This window comes from Specibacter sp. RAF43, assembly GCF_052114065.1.
Taxonomy (GTDB): Bacteria; Actinomycetota; Actinomycetes; order Actinomycetales; family Micrococcaceae; genus Specibacter.
The window spans coordinates 1-14259 of record NZ_JBFREA010000044.1 but is presented as its reverse complement, the minus strand read 5'-3'; the positions used below and the strand labels follow the sequence as shown (position 1 = coordinate 14259).

The following is a 14259-nucleotide window of genomic DNA, read 5'->3' as shown; positions in this document are numbered from 1 at the left end:
GCGGCGGAAGTCCCGGGCCAGGATGCCGTCGCGGTGCGCGGGGTCTCCGGCAGGTATTCCCGGCGGGGATTGCGCCCGCGGTCCTTTCCGGCGTCATGCCGGAGAGGATCCCCGGCCGCCATTCTAAAGTCCCTTCAGTCTATCGCCGTCCGCGTCACCGGGGAGGGGTTGCACTACGATGTTGCCGTGACCCTTCAACAGCTGCTGCTGGCCGAATACGATGCTCAATTGCGGTGCCGGATCCCCGCCCGCCACGCACCGGGCGTTCACCACGAGCTGGACGGGGACGTACTGCGGATCAGCGGGCGCCCCCGGGGCTTCATTGAAACCGCATCCCGGCTGGAGCTGGCGGGCACCGACCTGGATGCGCTGATTGCCCGGAATCGGGCCTTCTTCGCCGCGCGCGGCGAGTCCGTGGAATGGAAAACCCGCGGCCACGACCGACCCGCCGACCTGCCGGCCAGGCTCGTGGCGGCCGGATTCGTGCCCGAGGAACCGGAAACCGTCATGGCCGCGCCGGTGGACCGGCTTCTCCCGGGGCAGGATGCGGCCGCGGGCTCCCTGCCGGCGGGAGTTCACCTCCGGCGCGTGAGCGAGTATGCGGACTTTGCGGCAATAGCGGCGCTGCAGTCCGCCGTGTGGGGTGTGGAGCTCGGCGACACGGCCGGGGACCTCCATGCAGACGCGCAGGCCGATCCCGAAGGCGTCCTGGTGTTCGTCGCCGAGGCGCACGGGGTGGTGGTGAGCGCGGCACGGCTGGAACTGGTTCCCGGCACCGACTTCGCCGGGCTTTGGGGTGGCTCCACGCTGCCGCAATGGCGGGGCCGTGGCATCTACCGCGCCCTGCTGGGGGTGCGGGCCCGCCATGCCGCCGCCCGTGGGGTGAAGTACCTGCAGGTGGACGCGTCGGGGCAAAGCGCGCCGATCTTGGCCCGCGGGGGATTCACGGCCCTGACCTCCACGACGCCTTACGTGTGGTCCCCGGTCAACTGAACCTGTCTCCGGCCGGCGGCGGGGCCTGCCGCAGCGAGCGGTCACCAGGGTTTGTCCAAATGACGGACTTAAAAGACTAAGTGGTGGCCAGGAAGATTCCTGCCACCACTTACCCCCAAAGGTTTCTCACCAGGGTTTCTCACCAGCGTCTCTCACCAGCGGGCACCGGGTCCACCGTTCACACATTCATTAGTATGACAGAAACGAATGGAAAAGTGTATAGCGGGCTCTTAGCGCCCGCGTGGTTGGCGTGAATAGGAGAGCCACACCAGTGACAGCCCGACGGCCACACACAGGATGGCACCGTAGGAGAGCACCGTCAGCAGGGCGGCGGCGTGCAGCGGGGTGAGTTGTACAAGCAAAGTCAAGCAGGCCGTCGCGAAGCCGCACGACATCAGCAGGGCGGCCGACTTGTCCAGCCAGGGCCTGATGGTCAGGCCGGCGCGCAAGGTGGGCCAGATAAGGCAGGCGGCCGCATAGGCCGGATAGAGCCGGCCCATCAACATATAGGTGCCAAGGGCCGTCCCGGCCGGGAAACCGGCGAGACCCGTTCGGGACCCCCTGAGGTCGGCCAAGGCAAAGCACACGACCACCGCCAGCGACGCCACCGTCACCACCGCCAGCCCAATGGGGCCGCGGATCATCTGCCGGGCAAAGGGAGAGCCATAGGCGGTGGCAATCTTGGCGGCCAGCAGGAAAAACAGCGCAAACAGGCCCAGGCGCAGCATCAGATTGGCGATGTTCCGTCCGCCAAGCAGACCGTCCACCGGCAGGTAGATTTCCGGAATGCTCAACCCCACGCAAACGGTCACCAGCGCAAAGCACCAAAACAGGCTCACATTGCGCCCCTTGAGCGTGGCCGGCAGCCGCCACCCCATACAGGCAAAGCAAACCGCCAACGTGGTCCACTGCAGGATTGCTGTCATCCGAGGTTCTCCCATACGGTTTGGGCTGCTGCGGCGTCCTGCTCCGCACGTTTGAGCGTGCGGCTGACCGAGTCCAGCCGGGCGGCGGCAAGCGAAACCAACGCGCTGTTCGACGTTTCCCGCAGTATCTTCTCCCGGGCGTCGGGAGCCCAGCCGGCCTCGGCCGGGCGCAGGAATCCGCTGGCCACCAGGCCGTTGGCCAGCCCGACGCCGGCAATGCGGGCGCTGAGGATGGCAAGGTCCGGGGCCAGCCGGTCTGCACTGATTTGTGCCGACAGGTTTTGCGGTGCGATCCCGGCAATCCGGGCCACCCGCGCACGGAGATCGGCGGGACCGACGGCGTCCAGCCAGGTGCGCACGGACCCCCGGTGGGGCAGGGCGGATAATTTGATGGCCGCCGACGATGTGCCGGAGTCGCAGCTGGCGCTGCGCCGCAGAATCTCCCGGAGCAGGTCGGTGTAGAAGATCTGGCTCAGCAGCTCCGCATCGGTCGGCGGTTTCATCCCCGTGGCCAGGTCCTGGTACTTGGCGAATGCGGAGAGCGAGTTCACCACGGGCAGCTCCAGCGAGCGGCTGACGGCCGCCACGGTAGCCACCGATACCCGCCCCCGCACCAGCTGCTGCGCGAGAGTTGATCTCTTGATGCCCGCGACGCGGCAGACCTCCGCCGTGCTGCGTCCGCCGGCAACCTGGGCCAGCCAATGTTGAAATGCCTTGGCCGGGACGGTCACGGCGCAGTTCCTCTGCCCCGCCGGTGCGGGTCGGTGTGGGCGGACACGGCCGGTCTCAGGGATCCTGGGTGTCCACGACGCCGCGGAAACGGCTGCCGACGCCGTCGTACTCGCTGCGCCGCCACCCGAGTGCCGGTGCCGGGAGATCGCCCTTGCCGTGGAAGTCGCACAGGACATACGTGAACTCCGGCCACCACTTCTTCGGGCGCGTCGTTTCATGGAAATCGCAGACATAGCAGCGCAACTCCACCCAGATGGGGCGCTTGCCGGTTTGGTTCGCCCGGGACTGGGCCAACCAGTCCGGCGGGTTGGCGTCCAGCGCGGCCACGTCGGAGGCCCTCATGCGCGACGGCAGGCCGTGCCGGGCCACCATCTCCGGAGGGATGTTCAGTGCCTGGGCCACCTGCCGGCGGTTCATGGTGGGGTGCGTGGGCGAAGAATTGTTTGCCATGTTCCCCCTAGGATATTCCTTCGGTGCCCGGGGCGACGATTCGGCGCCCGCGCCGGGGACGCCGTCGACCAATTCCGCGGACGCCGGGGAACGCCGGCTGGTTCGAACGGGCGGGGTGCCGGACGTGAGAAACGCCACATTGGGACGTGTTTCATGGCCAAATTCCGCCAAATTGCGCTCATCGGGCCAGGTTGGGTTCGTGCATACCCTATGCTGTGGGAAAACATTGGGAATTTATGGGCGCGAATCCGGCTTTGAAGGGCTAGGATGGGGCGCTGAATGAAATACCCCGCCGAAACCACGAGCACTTCAGGAGTTTGAGAAACCGCATGGCAACGGATTACGACGCACCACGCAACAAGGATGAAGACCACGAGACAGAGTCGCTGCAGGCGCTCCAGGTGCAACGTGGCGGCGCCCAGACGGCGCATATTGACGTCGAGGACTCTGACACCGCCGAGGGCATGGACCTGCCGGGTGCCGACCTTTCCAACGAGGAGCTGGTGGTCCAGGTGATCCCGGCCCAGGATGACGAGTTCACGTGTTCGTCCTGCTTCCTGGTCCGCCACCGCAGCCAGGTGGCCCGCGAAAAGAACGGCCTGCTCTACTGCAAGGACTGCGAAGGCTAAAACCCGCACGCGACCGGTACGGTAAAGGGAGTCCATAAAACCGGCACAAGGGAACTCGACCATGGCAGCACAGAAACCCATTGAGGAACTGGTGGCAAGAATTTCCGCCAACCCCGGCCATGAGAACATCACGAACGGCGAACTGCGCGAACAATCCGTGCGGTTCGCCGCTGCGTTAACGACCCTTGGGGTCGGGCGCGGCGACCCCGTGGCGCTCCTGATGGCCGAGACCGTCGAGTTCGCGGTGGCGCTGCTGGGCCTTCAGCGGTTGGGTGCCGTTGCCGTGCCCCTGCCCGCCACGCTGGACCGCGACGCCGTGGCCGGGCGCGTCCACGCGGCCGGGGCCCGGCTGGCCGTCGCCGACGCCGACCAGCGCCGCAAGCTGCTGCCCGCCGGTGACACGCCGAACGACGCCTCGCCGCTGGTCGTCGTGGCGCGCGGGGACGCCTTTGGTTACGACGTTTCCTTTGCCGAGATGACGCATGGTACCGGCGCGTTCGCGGAGTTGCCGCCCGAGCCCGGCGACGGCGGCGGACACTAGGGCGACGGGGAGAGTCGCATGGGACGTCGCAGCGCGCAGGGACCGGCGCCGGTCCTGGCCGGCCGTACCGCGGTCAGGGCCGCCGTGGCCGCGGTCGGGTTTGCCCTGGAAGTGGCCATGGTGGCGGCGTTCCTGTTCTGGGGTTTCCGATCAGACCCTCCGTGGCACCTGGTCCTGGGGATCGGGGTCCCGGCGCTCGTGGTGGTGCTGTGGGGGATCTTCCTGGCGCCCAAGAGTCGTCGCCGGCTGCCCGAGGACACGGTGGCATGGGTGTCCCTGGGCGTTTTTGTACTGGCGGGCCTTGCGCTTGTGGCCGCCGGGGCCGATACCGCCGGCCTGGCCATGCTGGCGGTATCGGTCGCCTATTTTGCTACCAGCACCATCCTGCGCCGCCGGTAGCAGGTCAGTCCGCGGAGTGCCGGCTCATGAGGGAGCCGCCGGCGAGCTCCTGGACGGCGCAGCCGTCGTGCGTACCCACCGTGACCACCCACAGCGATTCCGCGGCCTCGTCGCCCAAGTCCAGGGCGCCGGCGTCGTCGCCTGCAATTCCGGGGACCCCGTGCGCCACCTTGCGCACCGCCAAGGTGCCGCCGAACGGCCGCCGGCCCACCACCACCAGCTCGGTGTTGACCCCAATGCCGTGCGCCTCCAGATACCGCAGGAGCTCAGGATCATGGTCGCTGATCCGGCTGACCCGGCCCCGATGCCCCGGATCCAGCTCGTCCAGGCGGTGCGAGGGGGGCATGGTGACGCGGCCGTCGGCATCCGGGATGGGATCGCCGTGCGGATCGCGCGTCGGATGGCCCAGCTTGGCGGACATGCGCTCGATGAACGTCGCCGAGACCGCATGCTCCAGGCGTTCGGCCTCGTTGTGGACCTCGTCCCACGTGTAGCCCAGCTCGCGGACCAGGTACGTCTCCAGCAGCCGGTGCCGCCGCACCATGGCCAGGGCCAGCGTCAGGCCGGCGGGGGTGAGGCGGATGGGACTGTACGGCTGGTGGTCAACCAAGCCCTGGTCCTTGAGCTTGCGGACCATTTCCGACACCGACGAGTTGGCCACGCCCAGCCGCACGGCCAGCTGGGTGGAGGTGATGGGCTTGTCCTGCCACTCGGTGAAGGCATAGATGACCTTGACGTAGTCTTCGATGCTGGAGGACGTTGGGGTTGGCTTCACACCCCCCAGCCTACCGTTTATGCCTGGCCGGAGAAGGTGAGCCAGATCAGCACAACGTTCAGCGAAACGATCAGGACCACGCTGGCCAGGGCGGCCACGCGCAGGGGCAGCCCGTCGCGGTGCGGGCCCATGAGTTCCTTGTTGGCGGTCAGGCGCAGCAGCGGGATCAGCGCAAACGGAATCCCGAAGCTCAGCACGATCTGGCTGACGATCAGCGCCCACGTGGGGTTGATGCCCAGGGCCAGCAGGGCGATTGCCGGAATCAGGCTGATGACGCGCCGGGTGAGCAGCGGTATGTGGACCTTCAGCAGCCCCTTCATGATGGTGGCCCCGGCATAGGCCCCCACGGAGGTGGATGCCAGACCGGAGGCCAGCAGGCCCACGGCGAAGATGACCCCGATGACCGGGCCCAGGGAGTTGACAATCGCGGCGTGGGCGCCCTCAATGGAATCGGTCCCCGCCACACCGTCCAGGGTCGAGGCGGCCAGCAGCAGCATGCCAATGTTGACGGCTCCGGCCAGGATCAGGGCGGCCACCACGTCCCAGCGGGTGGCCTTGACGACGCGTTCCAGCATGCCCGGGGTGCTGCGCGCGTCGGGGTGGCGGTCCTTGGCCAGTGATGAATGAAGGTAGATGGCGTGCGGCATGACGGTCGCGCCGAGCATGCCGGCGGCCAACAGGATGCTGTCCGGGCCGTCGAAGCGGGGTATCAGGCCGGCGGCCATGCCGGCGGGGTCCGGTGGGCTGAGCACCAGTCCGGCGAGGAAGCCGATGGTGATGATGACCAGCAAGAAGATGATGACGGATTCAAACGGTCGCTGGCCGCGGCGGTTTTGCACGGTCAGCAACGCCATGGAGACCGCGCCAACAATCAATCCGCCCACCGGAAGCGGCAAGTGGAACAACAGGTTCAGGGCGATGGCCCCGCCCACCACCTCGGCCAGGTCCGTGGCCATGGCCACGAGCTCGGCCTGGACCCAGAAGAGCCGGCGGCCCGTGGTGGAGAAGCGTTCCCCCAGGATGTCGGGCAGCGACTTCCCGGTCACCACACCCAGCTTGGCCGATTGGTACTGGATGAGCATGGCCATGATGTTGGCCGCCACCAGCACCCACACCAGCAGGTAGCCGTATGTGGCGCCGGAGGTCAGGTTCGCCGCCACATTGCCGGGGTCCACATAGGCAATCGCCGCCACGAACGCCGGGCCCAGGAGGAACAACAGCCCGGTCCGGGGACGGAGTTGGAGGCGGGGCGGGGATTTTGTCGATTCCAGCAATGACCTGTCCTTCGTTGGTCCTAAATCAATTATTTAGGCGTACCGAAATCATAGGCTGTCAGGAGCGGGTTTGTCGAGGTGTTACGTTGCTAGCGGTCGAGATGGCAAGTGGCCCGGGCACGCCAGGTCTGGGTCCGGTAGGGCAGCTCGATCACGGCGCCGGGGCGGTGTCCGAGGTGGTCGTGGAGGTACCACGTCAGGTTGCCCAGGACCTTGGCCCGAATGCTTGCGGCGGCCTTGAGGTAATAGCTGCGGGACTTGGCCAGCTCCAGCAGGTCCTCGGGGATCACCAGCTGGCGCCACGACGTCTCCAGGCAGTCAAGTTCGCCGAATTCCGGGCCCGTCGGCGGGCGGAAGCCGGGCTTGTGCACATCCCCGGCGTGCATGATGCGGGCCAGCCGGTGCACCCAGGGCACGCCCACGTCCAGCTGGTTCCAGATGAGTCCCAGGGTGCCGCCCGGGCGCAGCACGCGGGCGAGTTCGGTGCTGGCGGCCGCCGGATCGCACCAGTGCCAGGCCTGGGCGACGACGGCGGCATCCACCGACGCGTCCGGCAATCCCAGCCGTTCCGCCGAACCCACCACTGCCCGCACTTGGGGAAGGCTGCGCTCCAGTTGGGCGAGCATGTCCCGTGACGGGTCGACGGCGGTGACGTTCCAGCCGCGCCCCACGAGCAGTTGGGTGTATTTGCCGGTCCCGGCGCCCACGTCCAGCACGTCCCGGACCCGCGCGGCGCCGGCCACGATCCAGTCCACGGACGCGGGCGGATATCCGGGCCGGACGCGGTGATAGTGTTCGCCGCCCGCCAAGAATGCGTCCGCCATTTCCCTGCGCCGCTCGCCGTCCAAGACGGGCCCGCCCGCCCCTGCCATCGTGCTCCTGCCGTCGTGCCGTTCTGCCGGTCCACTTTACCCGCCCCGTCGCCCCCCGCCCGTCACCTGACCCGCAATAGATGTCGAAAAGGGCGCGTTTTCGTCGATTTCTCGACATCTATTGCGGGTCAGACGACGGGGCTAGCCGAGGATGTCGTCCCAGGCCGGGTTGAGGCGGCGCAGGACCTCGGCGTGCAGGATGGAGTTGGTGGCCAGGGCGTTGCCGCCGAACGGGCCGTCCACCCCGTCCAGCGAGGTGAAACGGCCGCCGGCCTCGGTGACGATCGGCACCAGCGCCGCCATGTCGTACAGATTTAGCTCGGGCTCGCAGGCAATGTCCACGCTGCCCTCGGCGACCATGCAGTACGACCAAAAGTCGCCATACGCCCGGGTGCGCCAGACCTCATCCGTCAGGGCCAAGAACTCCTCCCGATTGCCGCGCTCCGCCCAGCCCGTCAGTGAGGAGTAGGAGAGCGAGGCGTCGGAGAGGGAGGCGACATTGGAGACGCGGATGCGGGTTGCGGCGGCCAGCGACTTGCCCATGAAGGCCCCCGTGCCCTCGGCCGCCCACCAGCGCTTGCCCAGGGCAGGGGCGCTGACCACGCCCACCACCGGGCGGCCCTCGTCGACCAGGGCGATCAGCGTGGCCCAGACCGGCACGCCGCGCACAAAGTTCTTGGTGCCGTCGATGGGGTCGATGATCCAGCGCCGTGACCCATGGCCGCTGCTGCCAAACTCCTCGCCCAGCACGGCGTCGCGGGGCCGGACCCGGGACAGCTGGCTGCGGATGGACTCCTCGGCCGCCTTGTCCGCGTCGGTCACCGGCGTGAGGTCCGGCTTCGTTTCGATCTGCAGGTCCAGGGCCTTGAAGCGGGACATGGTCAGGGAATCGACGGTGTCGGCCAACACATGGGCCAGGCGCAGATCGTCGTTGTAGGTCTGGGGTTGGACAGTCATACGCCTCACGCTATCGCTAGATGGGGGAATAATCGGGGAGGGAGGCCTTGACGGTCTTGACAGGCCCGGCCGGCCTAGGCGGTGGTACCCAGTTCCTTGGCCTCGGCACGGCCCTCGGTCCGATCGCTCGTGCCCAGCAGGCGGCGCAGGGACGCCAGCCGGGCGGGCCCGGCGTCTCCGGCCCGGCCGCCGGCCACCCACGGGTCCAGCCCGCAGTTCACGGCCGCGGCGTCGTGCTTGCAGCCGCGTTCGCATGCGTCCGTGCCCGGTTGCAGATCCGGGAACGCCTGCAGGATGCGGTCCGCGTCCACATGGGCCAGGCCGAATGAGCGGATGCCGGGGGTGTCGATGATCCAGGACCCCGGCTGCCCGTCCGCCAGCCGCAGCGCCAGCGCCGACGACGACGTGTGCCGGCCGCGCCCCGTCACGGCGTTGACGCCGCCGGTGGCCCGCTGGGACCCGGTCAGGGCGTTGACCATGGTGGACTTGCCGACGCCGGAGTGGCCCACCAGCACGCTGACCTTCCCGTCCAGGTGGTGCCGGAGTTGTTCGACGGCGCCCCCGGCCAGGAGCGCGGAGTCGCCGTCGTCGCTGCGGGCATCGATGGCGGAGGCCGCATCGGCCGCGCCCTCGGATGCCGTCCGGCTGATGACCACCGTCATTTCCAGATTCTCATAGTTGGCCAGCAGCTCCGCCGGATCCTTGATGTCCGCCTTGGTGATCAGCAGGATCGGGGCGATGCCGGAGTCGTATGCGGCCACGAGGGCGCGGTCGATGAACCCGGTCCGCGGCTCCGGGTTGGCCGCCGCCACCACAATCACCAGCTGGTCGGCGTTGGCGACCACCACCCGCTCGATGGGGTCGGTGTCATCGGCGCTGCGGCGCAGCAGGGTGCGGCGGGTCTCCACCCGGACGAGGCGGGCCAGCGTGTCCGGGGCACCGGAGACGTCTCCAACGAGAGCCACGAAGTCGCCGGCGACCACGGGGGAGCGGCGCAGTTCCCGGGCCCGGGCGGCCACCAGCACGCGTTCGGTGGACTGGTCCTCGTCCAGGATGGCGGTGTAGCGGCCGCGGTCCACGGTGATGATCCGGCCGATGACGGCGTCGTCGTGCGCGGGGCGGTCCTTGGTGCGCGGCCGGCTGCCCTTCTTGTTGGCCCTGACCCGGACGTCGGATTCATCCCAGTTGCTGTAGTCGCGTGCCATGCCTAGTCCCCAGCCCCAGCCCCAGCCGGGGCCGTTTGGGCCACCATCTGGGCCCACATGCGCGGGAACCCGGGCATGGTCTTGGCCGTCGTGGCGATGTCCTCCACCTCGACGCCGGGCACGGCCAGGCCGATGATGGCCCCGGCCGTTGCCATGCGGTGGTCCGCATAGCTGTGGAACAGGCCGCCGTGCAGCGGGGCCGGGGTGATGATCAGCCCGTCGGCGGTTTCCTCGGCGTTGCCGCCCAGGGCGTTGATCTCGGCGACCAGCGCGGCCAGCCGGTCGGTCTCGTGGCCGCGCAGGTGGGCGATGCCGCGCAGGCGCGACGGGCCGGTGGCCAGGGCGCACAGCGCCGCCGTGGAGGGGGCCAGTTCGCTGGTGTCCGCGATGTCGACGCCGCGGATCTCCGGGCCCCCGGTGACGGTCAGCAGGCCGTCCTCCAGCGTGACGGTGGCTCCGAACTGGGGCAGGATCTCGCGCCACTTGTCACCCACCTGGGTGGTGTTCGCCGGCCAGTTGGGGATGCGGACGGTGCCCCGGGTGGCCAGGGCGGCGGCCAGGAACGGTCCGGCATTGGAGAGGTCCTGTTCCAGCAGCACGTCAAAGGCGGCGATGGGCCCGGGCTGCACGATCCAGTGCCTGGGAGTGGAGTCGTCCACCGCGACGCCCAGGGAGCGCAGCACCGCAACGGTCATGGCGATGTGGTCAACGCTGGGGACCGACTCGCCGGTGTGCTCCAGATGCAGGCCCTCGGTGAACCGGGCCCCGACCAGCAGCATCGCGGAGACAAACTGGGACGAGCCGGCCGCGTCGATGGCCACGTGGCCGCCGCGGACGGCGCCGGTGCCGTGCACGGTGAACGGCATCATGCCGTCACCGCCGTTCTCCACCCGCACGCCCAGCCCCTCGAGGGCGGCCACCACCGGGGCCATGGGCCGCACGCGGGCGGCGGGGTCGCCGTCGAACATAAAGGTGCCCGCAACCAGCGCGGCCAGCGGCGGCACGAAGCGCATGACGGTCCCGGCCAGGCCGCAGTCGACGGCCGCTTCCACCGGTGCACCGCCCCGGATCGGGGTGACCAGCAGGTCCGGTGCCGCCCCGGTGCCGGGCACTTCCTCGATGCCGGCGCCCAGGGCCCGCAATGCCCCGATCATGAGATCGGAATCACGGGACTGCAGGGGGGCGCGGAGCCGGCTGGCGCCGTCGGCCAGGGCGGCCAGGACAAGGTACCTGTTGGTCAGCGATTTGGAGGCCGGGATGGTGACGGTGGCGTCCAGGGGCGTTGCGGAAAACGGTGCGGGCCAAGGGGCGGCGGTCATGTGTACTTATTGTCCTGTCACGTCGTGGGCAAGGGAACGGACGGTCTTGTCCGCGTGCTGGAGTTGCGTCCGGGTGGTCTTCTTGCCGGACTCGATCAGGTGCCCGGCGCGCCAGGCCAGGCCGGGGCGCCCGGCCGTGTCGACGCTGGCCAGCAGGGCCCCGCCCAGCAGGCCGATATTCTTGGCCAGCTGGCCGCGGCGGTGGGACTTGCCGGCGGCGGTATCGGACTCGGCGCTGCGGTACTCCACATAGGCGCTGAGCCCGGCCGTCACGGACAGCAGGACCGCGGCGGCGCGGGAGCACTTGCCGGCGGCCAGCAGCACGCCGGCGCCCACCTGGGTGCCGGCCAGCACGCGGGCCAGGGTCTTCTCGCTGGCCTGTACGGGCAGGGCGGCAGAGACGCGGCGCAGCATGGGGGAGAGTTGCGCGGCGGTTTGTTCGGCATGGCGCAGCCGGTCGGCGCCGGCGAGGATGAAGGACGAGGCAAGCATGGGGCGGGCAAGTGCGCGAACGATGGACAAGATGGCCTCCTGATAATTGCGGTGAATCACCCGGCCGGGGCGCGGGCGGTTCCTCCTTGGTACAAGTCTTGCACTTTGGCCCGCCGATTGCGGAATATCCGGCGGCGGCGGCCGGTTTGCATAGGTAGGACGACGCCGGTCCCGCCACCGGTGCAGGTGGAGTGCGGCGGTTCCGCCCCAAAGTTGATTCATTCGAAAGGCTCCTATGCAGACACTGACAGTAGACTCGTTGGTGATGAACATTTCCGAGCCTGCGCAAGTTGAAGCGTCCGTAGCCAGCGTGCCGAACGGCCCCGGGCCGGCGGATCCCAACGAATTGATCCCCGTGGACATTGCCACGGAAAGCGCCGAGGCGCGCCGCGCGCGTTTTGAACGTGATGCCATGCAATACGTGGACCAGCTGTATTCGGCCGCCATGCGCATGGCACGCAATCCCAGCGACGCCGAGGACCTGGTGCAGGAGGCATACACCAAGGCGTTCTCGGCGTTCCACCAGTACAAGCCGGGCACCAACCTCAAGGCCTGGCTGTACCGGATCCTGACGAACACCTATATCAATCTGTACCGGAAACGGCAGCGGGAGCCGCTGCAGTCCAACTCGGACCAGATCGAGGATTGGCAGCTGGCGCGGGCGGAGTCCCACACCTCCTCGGGGCTTCGCTCCGCGGAGGCGGATGCGCTGGACCACCTGCCGGACTCGGATGTGAAGGACGCCCTGCAGGCGATCCCGGAGGAATTCCGCCTCGCCGTGTATTTCGCGGACGTTGAGGGATTCGCCTACAAGGAAATATCAGAAATCATGAACACCCCCATCGGCACCGTGATGTCACGGCTGCACCGGGGACGGAAGCTGTTGCGAGACATGCTGGCCGACTATGCAGTGGAACGCGGATACGCCAAGGGCGACGCGAGCGAACTTAAGGAAATGGAGAAATAGCCATGGGCGACTGCCAGAGCCTGGGTGATTGCGACGACGACCGGATCGCCCGGATTTACGAATACCTCGACGGGGCGCTGTCCAAGGCGGACCTCACCGACATCAAGGCGCACCTGGACGGCTGCACCGACTGCGCGCACGAATACGACCTCGAATGCGTCATCCGCTCGGTCGTGAAGCGCTCCTGCAAGGAAGCCGCACCCGAGACGCTCAAGGCCGCCATTTTGGCCCGCCTGCACGAGGCCCGGCCCGCCGGGGTCTAGCGGGCTCCCTCGGCTGCGACGGCGGCTGCCCCCGGGCGCAGGGAAATGGTGCTGTACTGGCTGGCGGGGCGGCCGGTGACGCGCCGGTGCAGCGACCCCGCGATCAGGTGGGCCTGCACCTTGGCCATCTCGGCCTTCTCGCCTTGGAACAGCCGGTCGACCGTGTTGGTCCACAGCTGCAGCCAGCGGTTGAAGTGATCGAGGGTCAACGGCTCCTGCGCATGGATGTCGAAGTGGATCTTCAACGCGTTGCGACTGTACAGGCCCGCCTTGAACAGCACCGTCTGCCAAAAGTCGGCCATGATGGGCATGTGCCGGACCAGGTCCATGTGGGCCACTTCCGTGAAGATCGGCCCGATCAGCGGATCCTCAAAGGCGCTGCTGTAAAAGGTCTCCACGAGCTGCAAGATGTCCGCCCGGTCGGCGATGTCCGTCGCGGCTGGGGCCGGCGGTGCGCCCTCCAGGGGCTGGTAGGTGTTCAGGCTCGACGCCGTCCTGCCGGAGTTGAGGCGCCCGTGGCCCGGGCGGGTGGGGTTCGCGGGAGGCATTGGCATGGGTCCTAGGCCGCCACGGCCAGCAGGATGAGGATTCCGGCCACCGGCAGGGTGATCACCTTCGCGGTTTCGGCCGTTATGTAGGCGATGTGCGTGCCGGTGCCGACCTTCGCCCGGACGGGAGTGCCGGCGTCGGGCGTCAGGGCCGTTTGTGACAGCGCCCGGGTGCGCTTGGCCATTGCCGGGCGCAGGATCGCGACCTGCAGCGCCAAAGCCGCCATGGCGGTGATGAGCAGGGCGCCGGCGCCGGGGGAGACCAGCGGAGCGTGCAGGGTCCAGGCGGCGATGACGACGACGGCAACGGCCAGCTCCACCAGGTTCAGCGCCTTGAAGACCAGCCGGCCGATGCCCACGCCCAGCGCGTGCGTCATGCCCGGTGCCCGGAATTTCAGCGGCGTTTCAATGAAGGAAATGGCGACGATCATGCCGAACCAGACAAAGGGCAACATCGTCAGTAACACGAGTGCGGGCATGCGGGGCTTCACTTTCCATCGGGCGGATGTCCCTATCAGCTTAGCTTTAAAACGGAGAATGCCGTGTTTAACAGCCGTGACTGATGGATCACGTTTTCCGCGCACAAAGGCCCGCTCCACCACCGGGGTGGGACGGGCCCTTGAACTCATAAGCCGTGGGACTTAGGTGTTGGGACGCTTACCGTGGTTTGCGCCGCCATTCTTACGGTCCCGACGCTTGCGTGAACGCTTCGACATAGCTGCCTCCGTTTCCTTGAAAGATCCGAAAATGATCTGCGTTCCAGTCTCCCATAACCGGCACACCTGCACCTAACCGGCCCGCAGGCGCGCAGCGGCGGCGGAACGTGAGCGAGGGAAAAGGTGGCCCGCAATAGATGTCGAAAAATCGCGATTTTCGCGATTTTTCGACATCTATTGCGGGTCAGATGCGCGTGCTAG

At 68.0% G+C, this 14259-nt stretch carries 19 protein-coding genes; 6 read left to right on the top strand and 13 right to left on the bottom strand.

Translation table 11 applies throughout. The annotated features are described in order from the left end of the window. Positions 1 to 186 precede the first annotated feature (186 nt). The gene (locus tag AB4Y80_RS16440; protein WP_442215415.1) at positions 187 to 993 is read left to right on the top strand and encodes a GNAT family N-acetyltransferase; all 807 of its coding nucleotides are present in this window, start codon (positions 187 to 189) and stop codon (positions 991 to 993) included. Between the two features lie 230 nt (positions 994 to 1223). Here the strand turns inward: AB4Y80_RS16440 and AB4Y80_RS16435 are convergent, their stop codons facing one another. From AB4Y80_RS16435 to AB4Y80_RS16425, 3 genes are read right to left on the bottom strand one after another with little or no spacing between them, the layout of a single operon-like run. After that, positions 1224 to 1919 carry a hypothetical protein gene (locus tag AB4Y80_RS16435; protein ID WP_442215414.1) on the bottom strand — a complete coding sequence of 232 codons (696 nt, stop codon included), beginning with the start codon at positions 1917 to 1919 and terminating at the stop codon, positions 1224 to 1226. Beyond that, positions 1916 to 2650, bottom strand: coding sequence for a hypothetical protein (locus tag AB4Y80_RS16430; RefSeq protein WP_442215413.1), 735 nt, complete (start codon positions 2648 to 2650; stop codon positions 1916 to 1918). Before AB4Y80_RS16430 ends, AB4Y80_RS16435 begins: the two co-directional genes overlap by 4 nt. Before the next feature lie 55 nt (positions 2651 to 2705). Then, a complete protein-coding gene (locus tag AB4Y80_RS16425) occupies positions 2706 to 3101 on the bottom strand; it encodes a hypothetical protein (protein WP_442215412.1) in 396 nt (131 codons plus the stop codon). 329 nt (positions 3102 to 3430) lie between these two features. On the opposite strand from AB4Y80_RS16425, the gene AB4Y80_RS16420 reads away from it, so the two are divergent. The 3 genes from AB4Y80_RS16420 (at position 3431) to AB4Y80_RS16410 (ending at position 4670) form a co-directional block, all read left to right on the top strand. Beyond that, entirely contained in the window at positions 3431 to 3730 is a 300-nt protein-coding gene (locus AB4Y80_RS16420; RefSeq protein WP_442215411.1) for a DUF4193 domain-containing protein, read from the top strand. 61 nt (positions 3731 to 3791) lie between these two features. Continuing rightward, positions 3792 to 4271 (top strand): AMP-binding protein, encoded by a 480-nt coding sequence (locus AB4Y80_RS16415; protein WP_442215410.1) that lies wholly within the window; start codon positions 3792 to 3794, stop codon positions 4269 to 4271. A gap of 18 nt (positions 4272 to 4289) precedes the next feature. Beyond that, positions 4290 to 4670 carry a YrdB family protein gene (locus AB4Y80_RS16410; protein ID WP_442215409.1) on the top strand — a complete coding sequence of 127 codons (381 nt, stop codon included), beginning with the start codon at positions 4290 to 4292 and terminating at the stop codon, positions 4668 to 4670. Positions 4671 to 4674: 4 nt separating this feature from the next. Here the strand turns inward: AB4Y80_RS16410 and AB4Y80_RS16405 are convergent, their stop codons facing one another. The 7 genes from AB4Y80_RS16405 to AB4Y80_RS16375 all read right to left on the bottom strand — a co-directional run bounded on the left by AB4Y80_RS16405 (position 4675) and on the right by AB4Y80_RS16375 (position 11594). Then, the gene (locus AB4Y80_RS16405; RefSeq protein ID WP_442215408.1) at positions 4675 to 5445 is read right to left on the bottom strand and encodes a metal-dependent transcriptional regulator; all 771 of its coding nucleotides are present in this window, start codon (positions 5443 to 5445) and stop codon (positions 4675 to 4677) included. A gap of 17 nt (positions 5446 to 5462) precedes the next feature. Continuing rightward, on the bottom strand, positions 5463 to 6719 hold the full coding sequence (locus tag AB4Y80_RS16400) for an Nramp family divalent metal transporter (RefSeq protein ID WP_442215407.1): 1257 nt from the start codon (positions 6717 to 6719) through the stop codon (positions 5463 to 5465). An 89-nt stretch (positions 6720 to 6808) separates the two neighbouring features. Then, positions 6809 to 7591, bottom strand: a complete 783-nt coding sequence (locus AB4Y80_RS16395) for a class I SAM-dependent methyltransferase (protein ID WP_442215406.1) — start codon at positions 7589 to 7591, stop codon at positions 6809 to 6811. Positions 7592 to 7732: 141 nt separating this feature from the next. Continuing rightward, the gene (hisN, locus tag AB4Y80_RS16390) at positions 7733 to 8548 is read right to left on the bottom strand and encodes a histidinol-phosphatase (RefSeq protein ID WP_442215405.1); all 816 of its coding nucleotides are present in this window, start codon (positions 8546 to 8548) and stop codon (positions 7733 to 7735) included. 74 nt (positions 8549 to 8622) lie between these two features. Continuing rightward, positions 8623 to 9753: a ribosome small subunit-dependent GTPase A gene (gene rsgA / locus AB4Y80_RS16385; RefSeq protein ID WP_442215404.1), complete on the bottom strand. Its 1131-nt coding sequence runs from the start codon at positions 9751 to 9753 to the stop codon at positions 8623 to 8625. Between the two features lie 2 nt (positions 9754 to 9755). Next, positions 9756 to 11072 (bottom strand): 3-phosphoshikimate 1-carboxyvinyltransferase, encoded by a 1317-nt coding sequence (gene aroA / locus AB4Y80_RS16380; protein ID WP_442215403.1) that lies wholly within the window; start codon positions 11070 to 11072, stop codon positions 9756 to 9758. A gap of 6 nt (positions 11073 to 11078) precedes the next feature. Continuing rightward, complete coding sequence (locus AB4Y80_RS16375; protein WP_442215402.1) at positions 11079 to 11594, bottom strand: DoxX family protein; 516 nt, start codon at positions 11592 to 11594, stop codon at positions 11079 to 11081. Positions 11595 to 11799: 205 nt separating this feature from the next. Between AB4Y80_RS16375 and AB4Y80_RS16370 the strand changes: the two genes are divergently transcribed. Then, positions 11800 to 12531 (top strand): sigma-70 family RNA polymerase sigma factor, encoded by a 732-nt coding sequence (locus tag AB4Y80_RS16370; RefSeq protein ID WP_442215401.1) that lies wholly within the window; start codon positions 11800 to 11802, stop codon positions 12529 to 12531. Positions 12532 to 12533: 2 nt separating this feature from the next. Continuing rightward, a complete protein-coding gene (gene rsrA, locus AB4Y80_RS16365; RefSeq protein WP_442215400.1) occupies positions 12534 to 12794 on the top strand; it encodes a mycothiol system anti-sigma-R factor in 261 nt (86 codons plus the stop codon). On the opposite strand, the gene AB4Y80_RS16360 is transcribed toward rsrA, so the two are convergent. From AB4Y80_RS16360 to AB4Y80_RS16350, 3 genes are all read right to left on the bottom strand, one after another. Beyond that, a complete protein-coding gene (locus tag AB4Y80_RS16360; RefSeq protein ID WP_442215399.1) occupies positions 12791 to 13348 on the bottom strand; it encodes a group III truncated hemoglobin in 558 nt (185 codons plus the stop codon). The genes rsrA and AB4Y80_RS16360 overlap by 4 nt on opposite strands. A gap of 5 nt (positions 13349 to 13353) precedes the next feature. Beyond that, complete coding sequence (locus AB4Y80_RS16355; RefSeq protein ID WP_442215398.1) at positions 13354 to 13821, bottom strand: hypothetical protein; 468 nt, start codon at positions 13819 to 13821, stop codon at positions 13354 to 13356. Between the two features lie 162 nt (positions 13822 to 13983). Continuing rightward, entirely contained in the window at positions 13984 to 14058 is a 75-nt protein-coding gene (locus AB4Y80_RS16350) for a 50S ribosomal protein bL37 (protein ID WP_371130803.1), read from the bottom strand. Between the last annotated feature and the right edge of the window lie 201 nt (positions 14059 to 14259).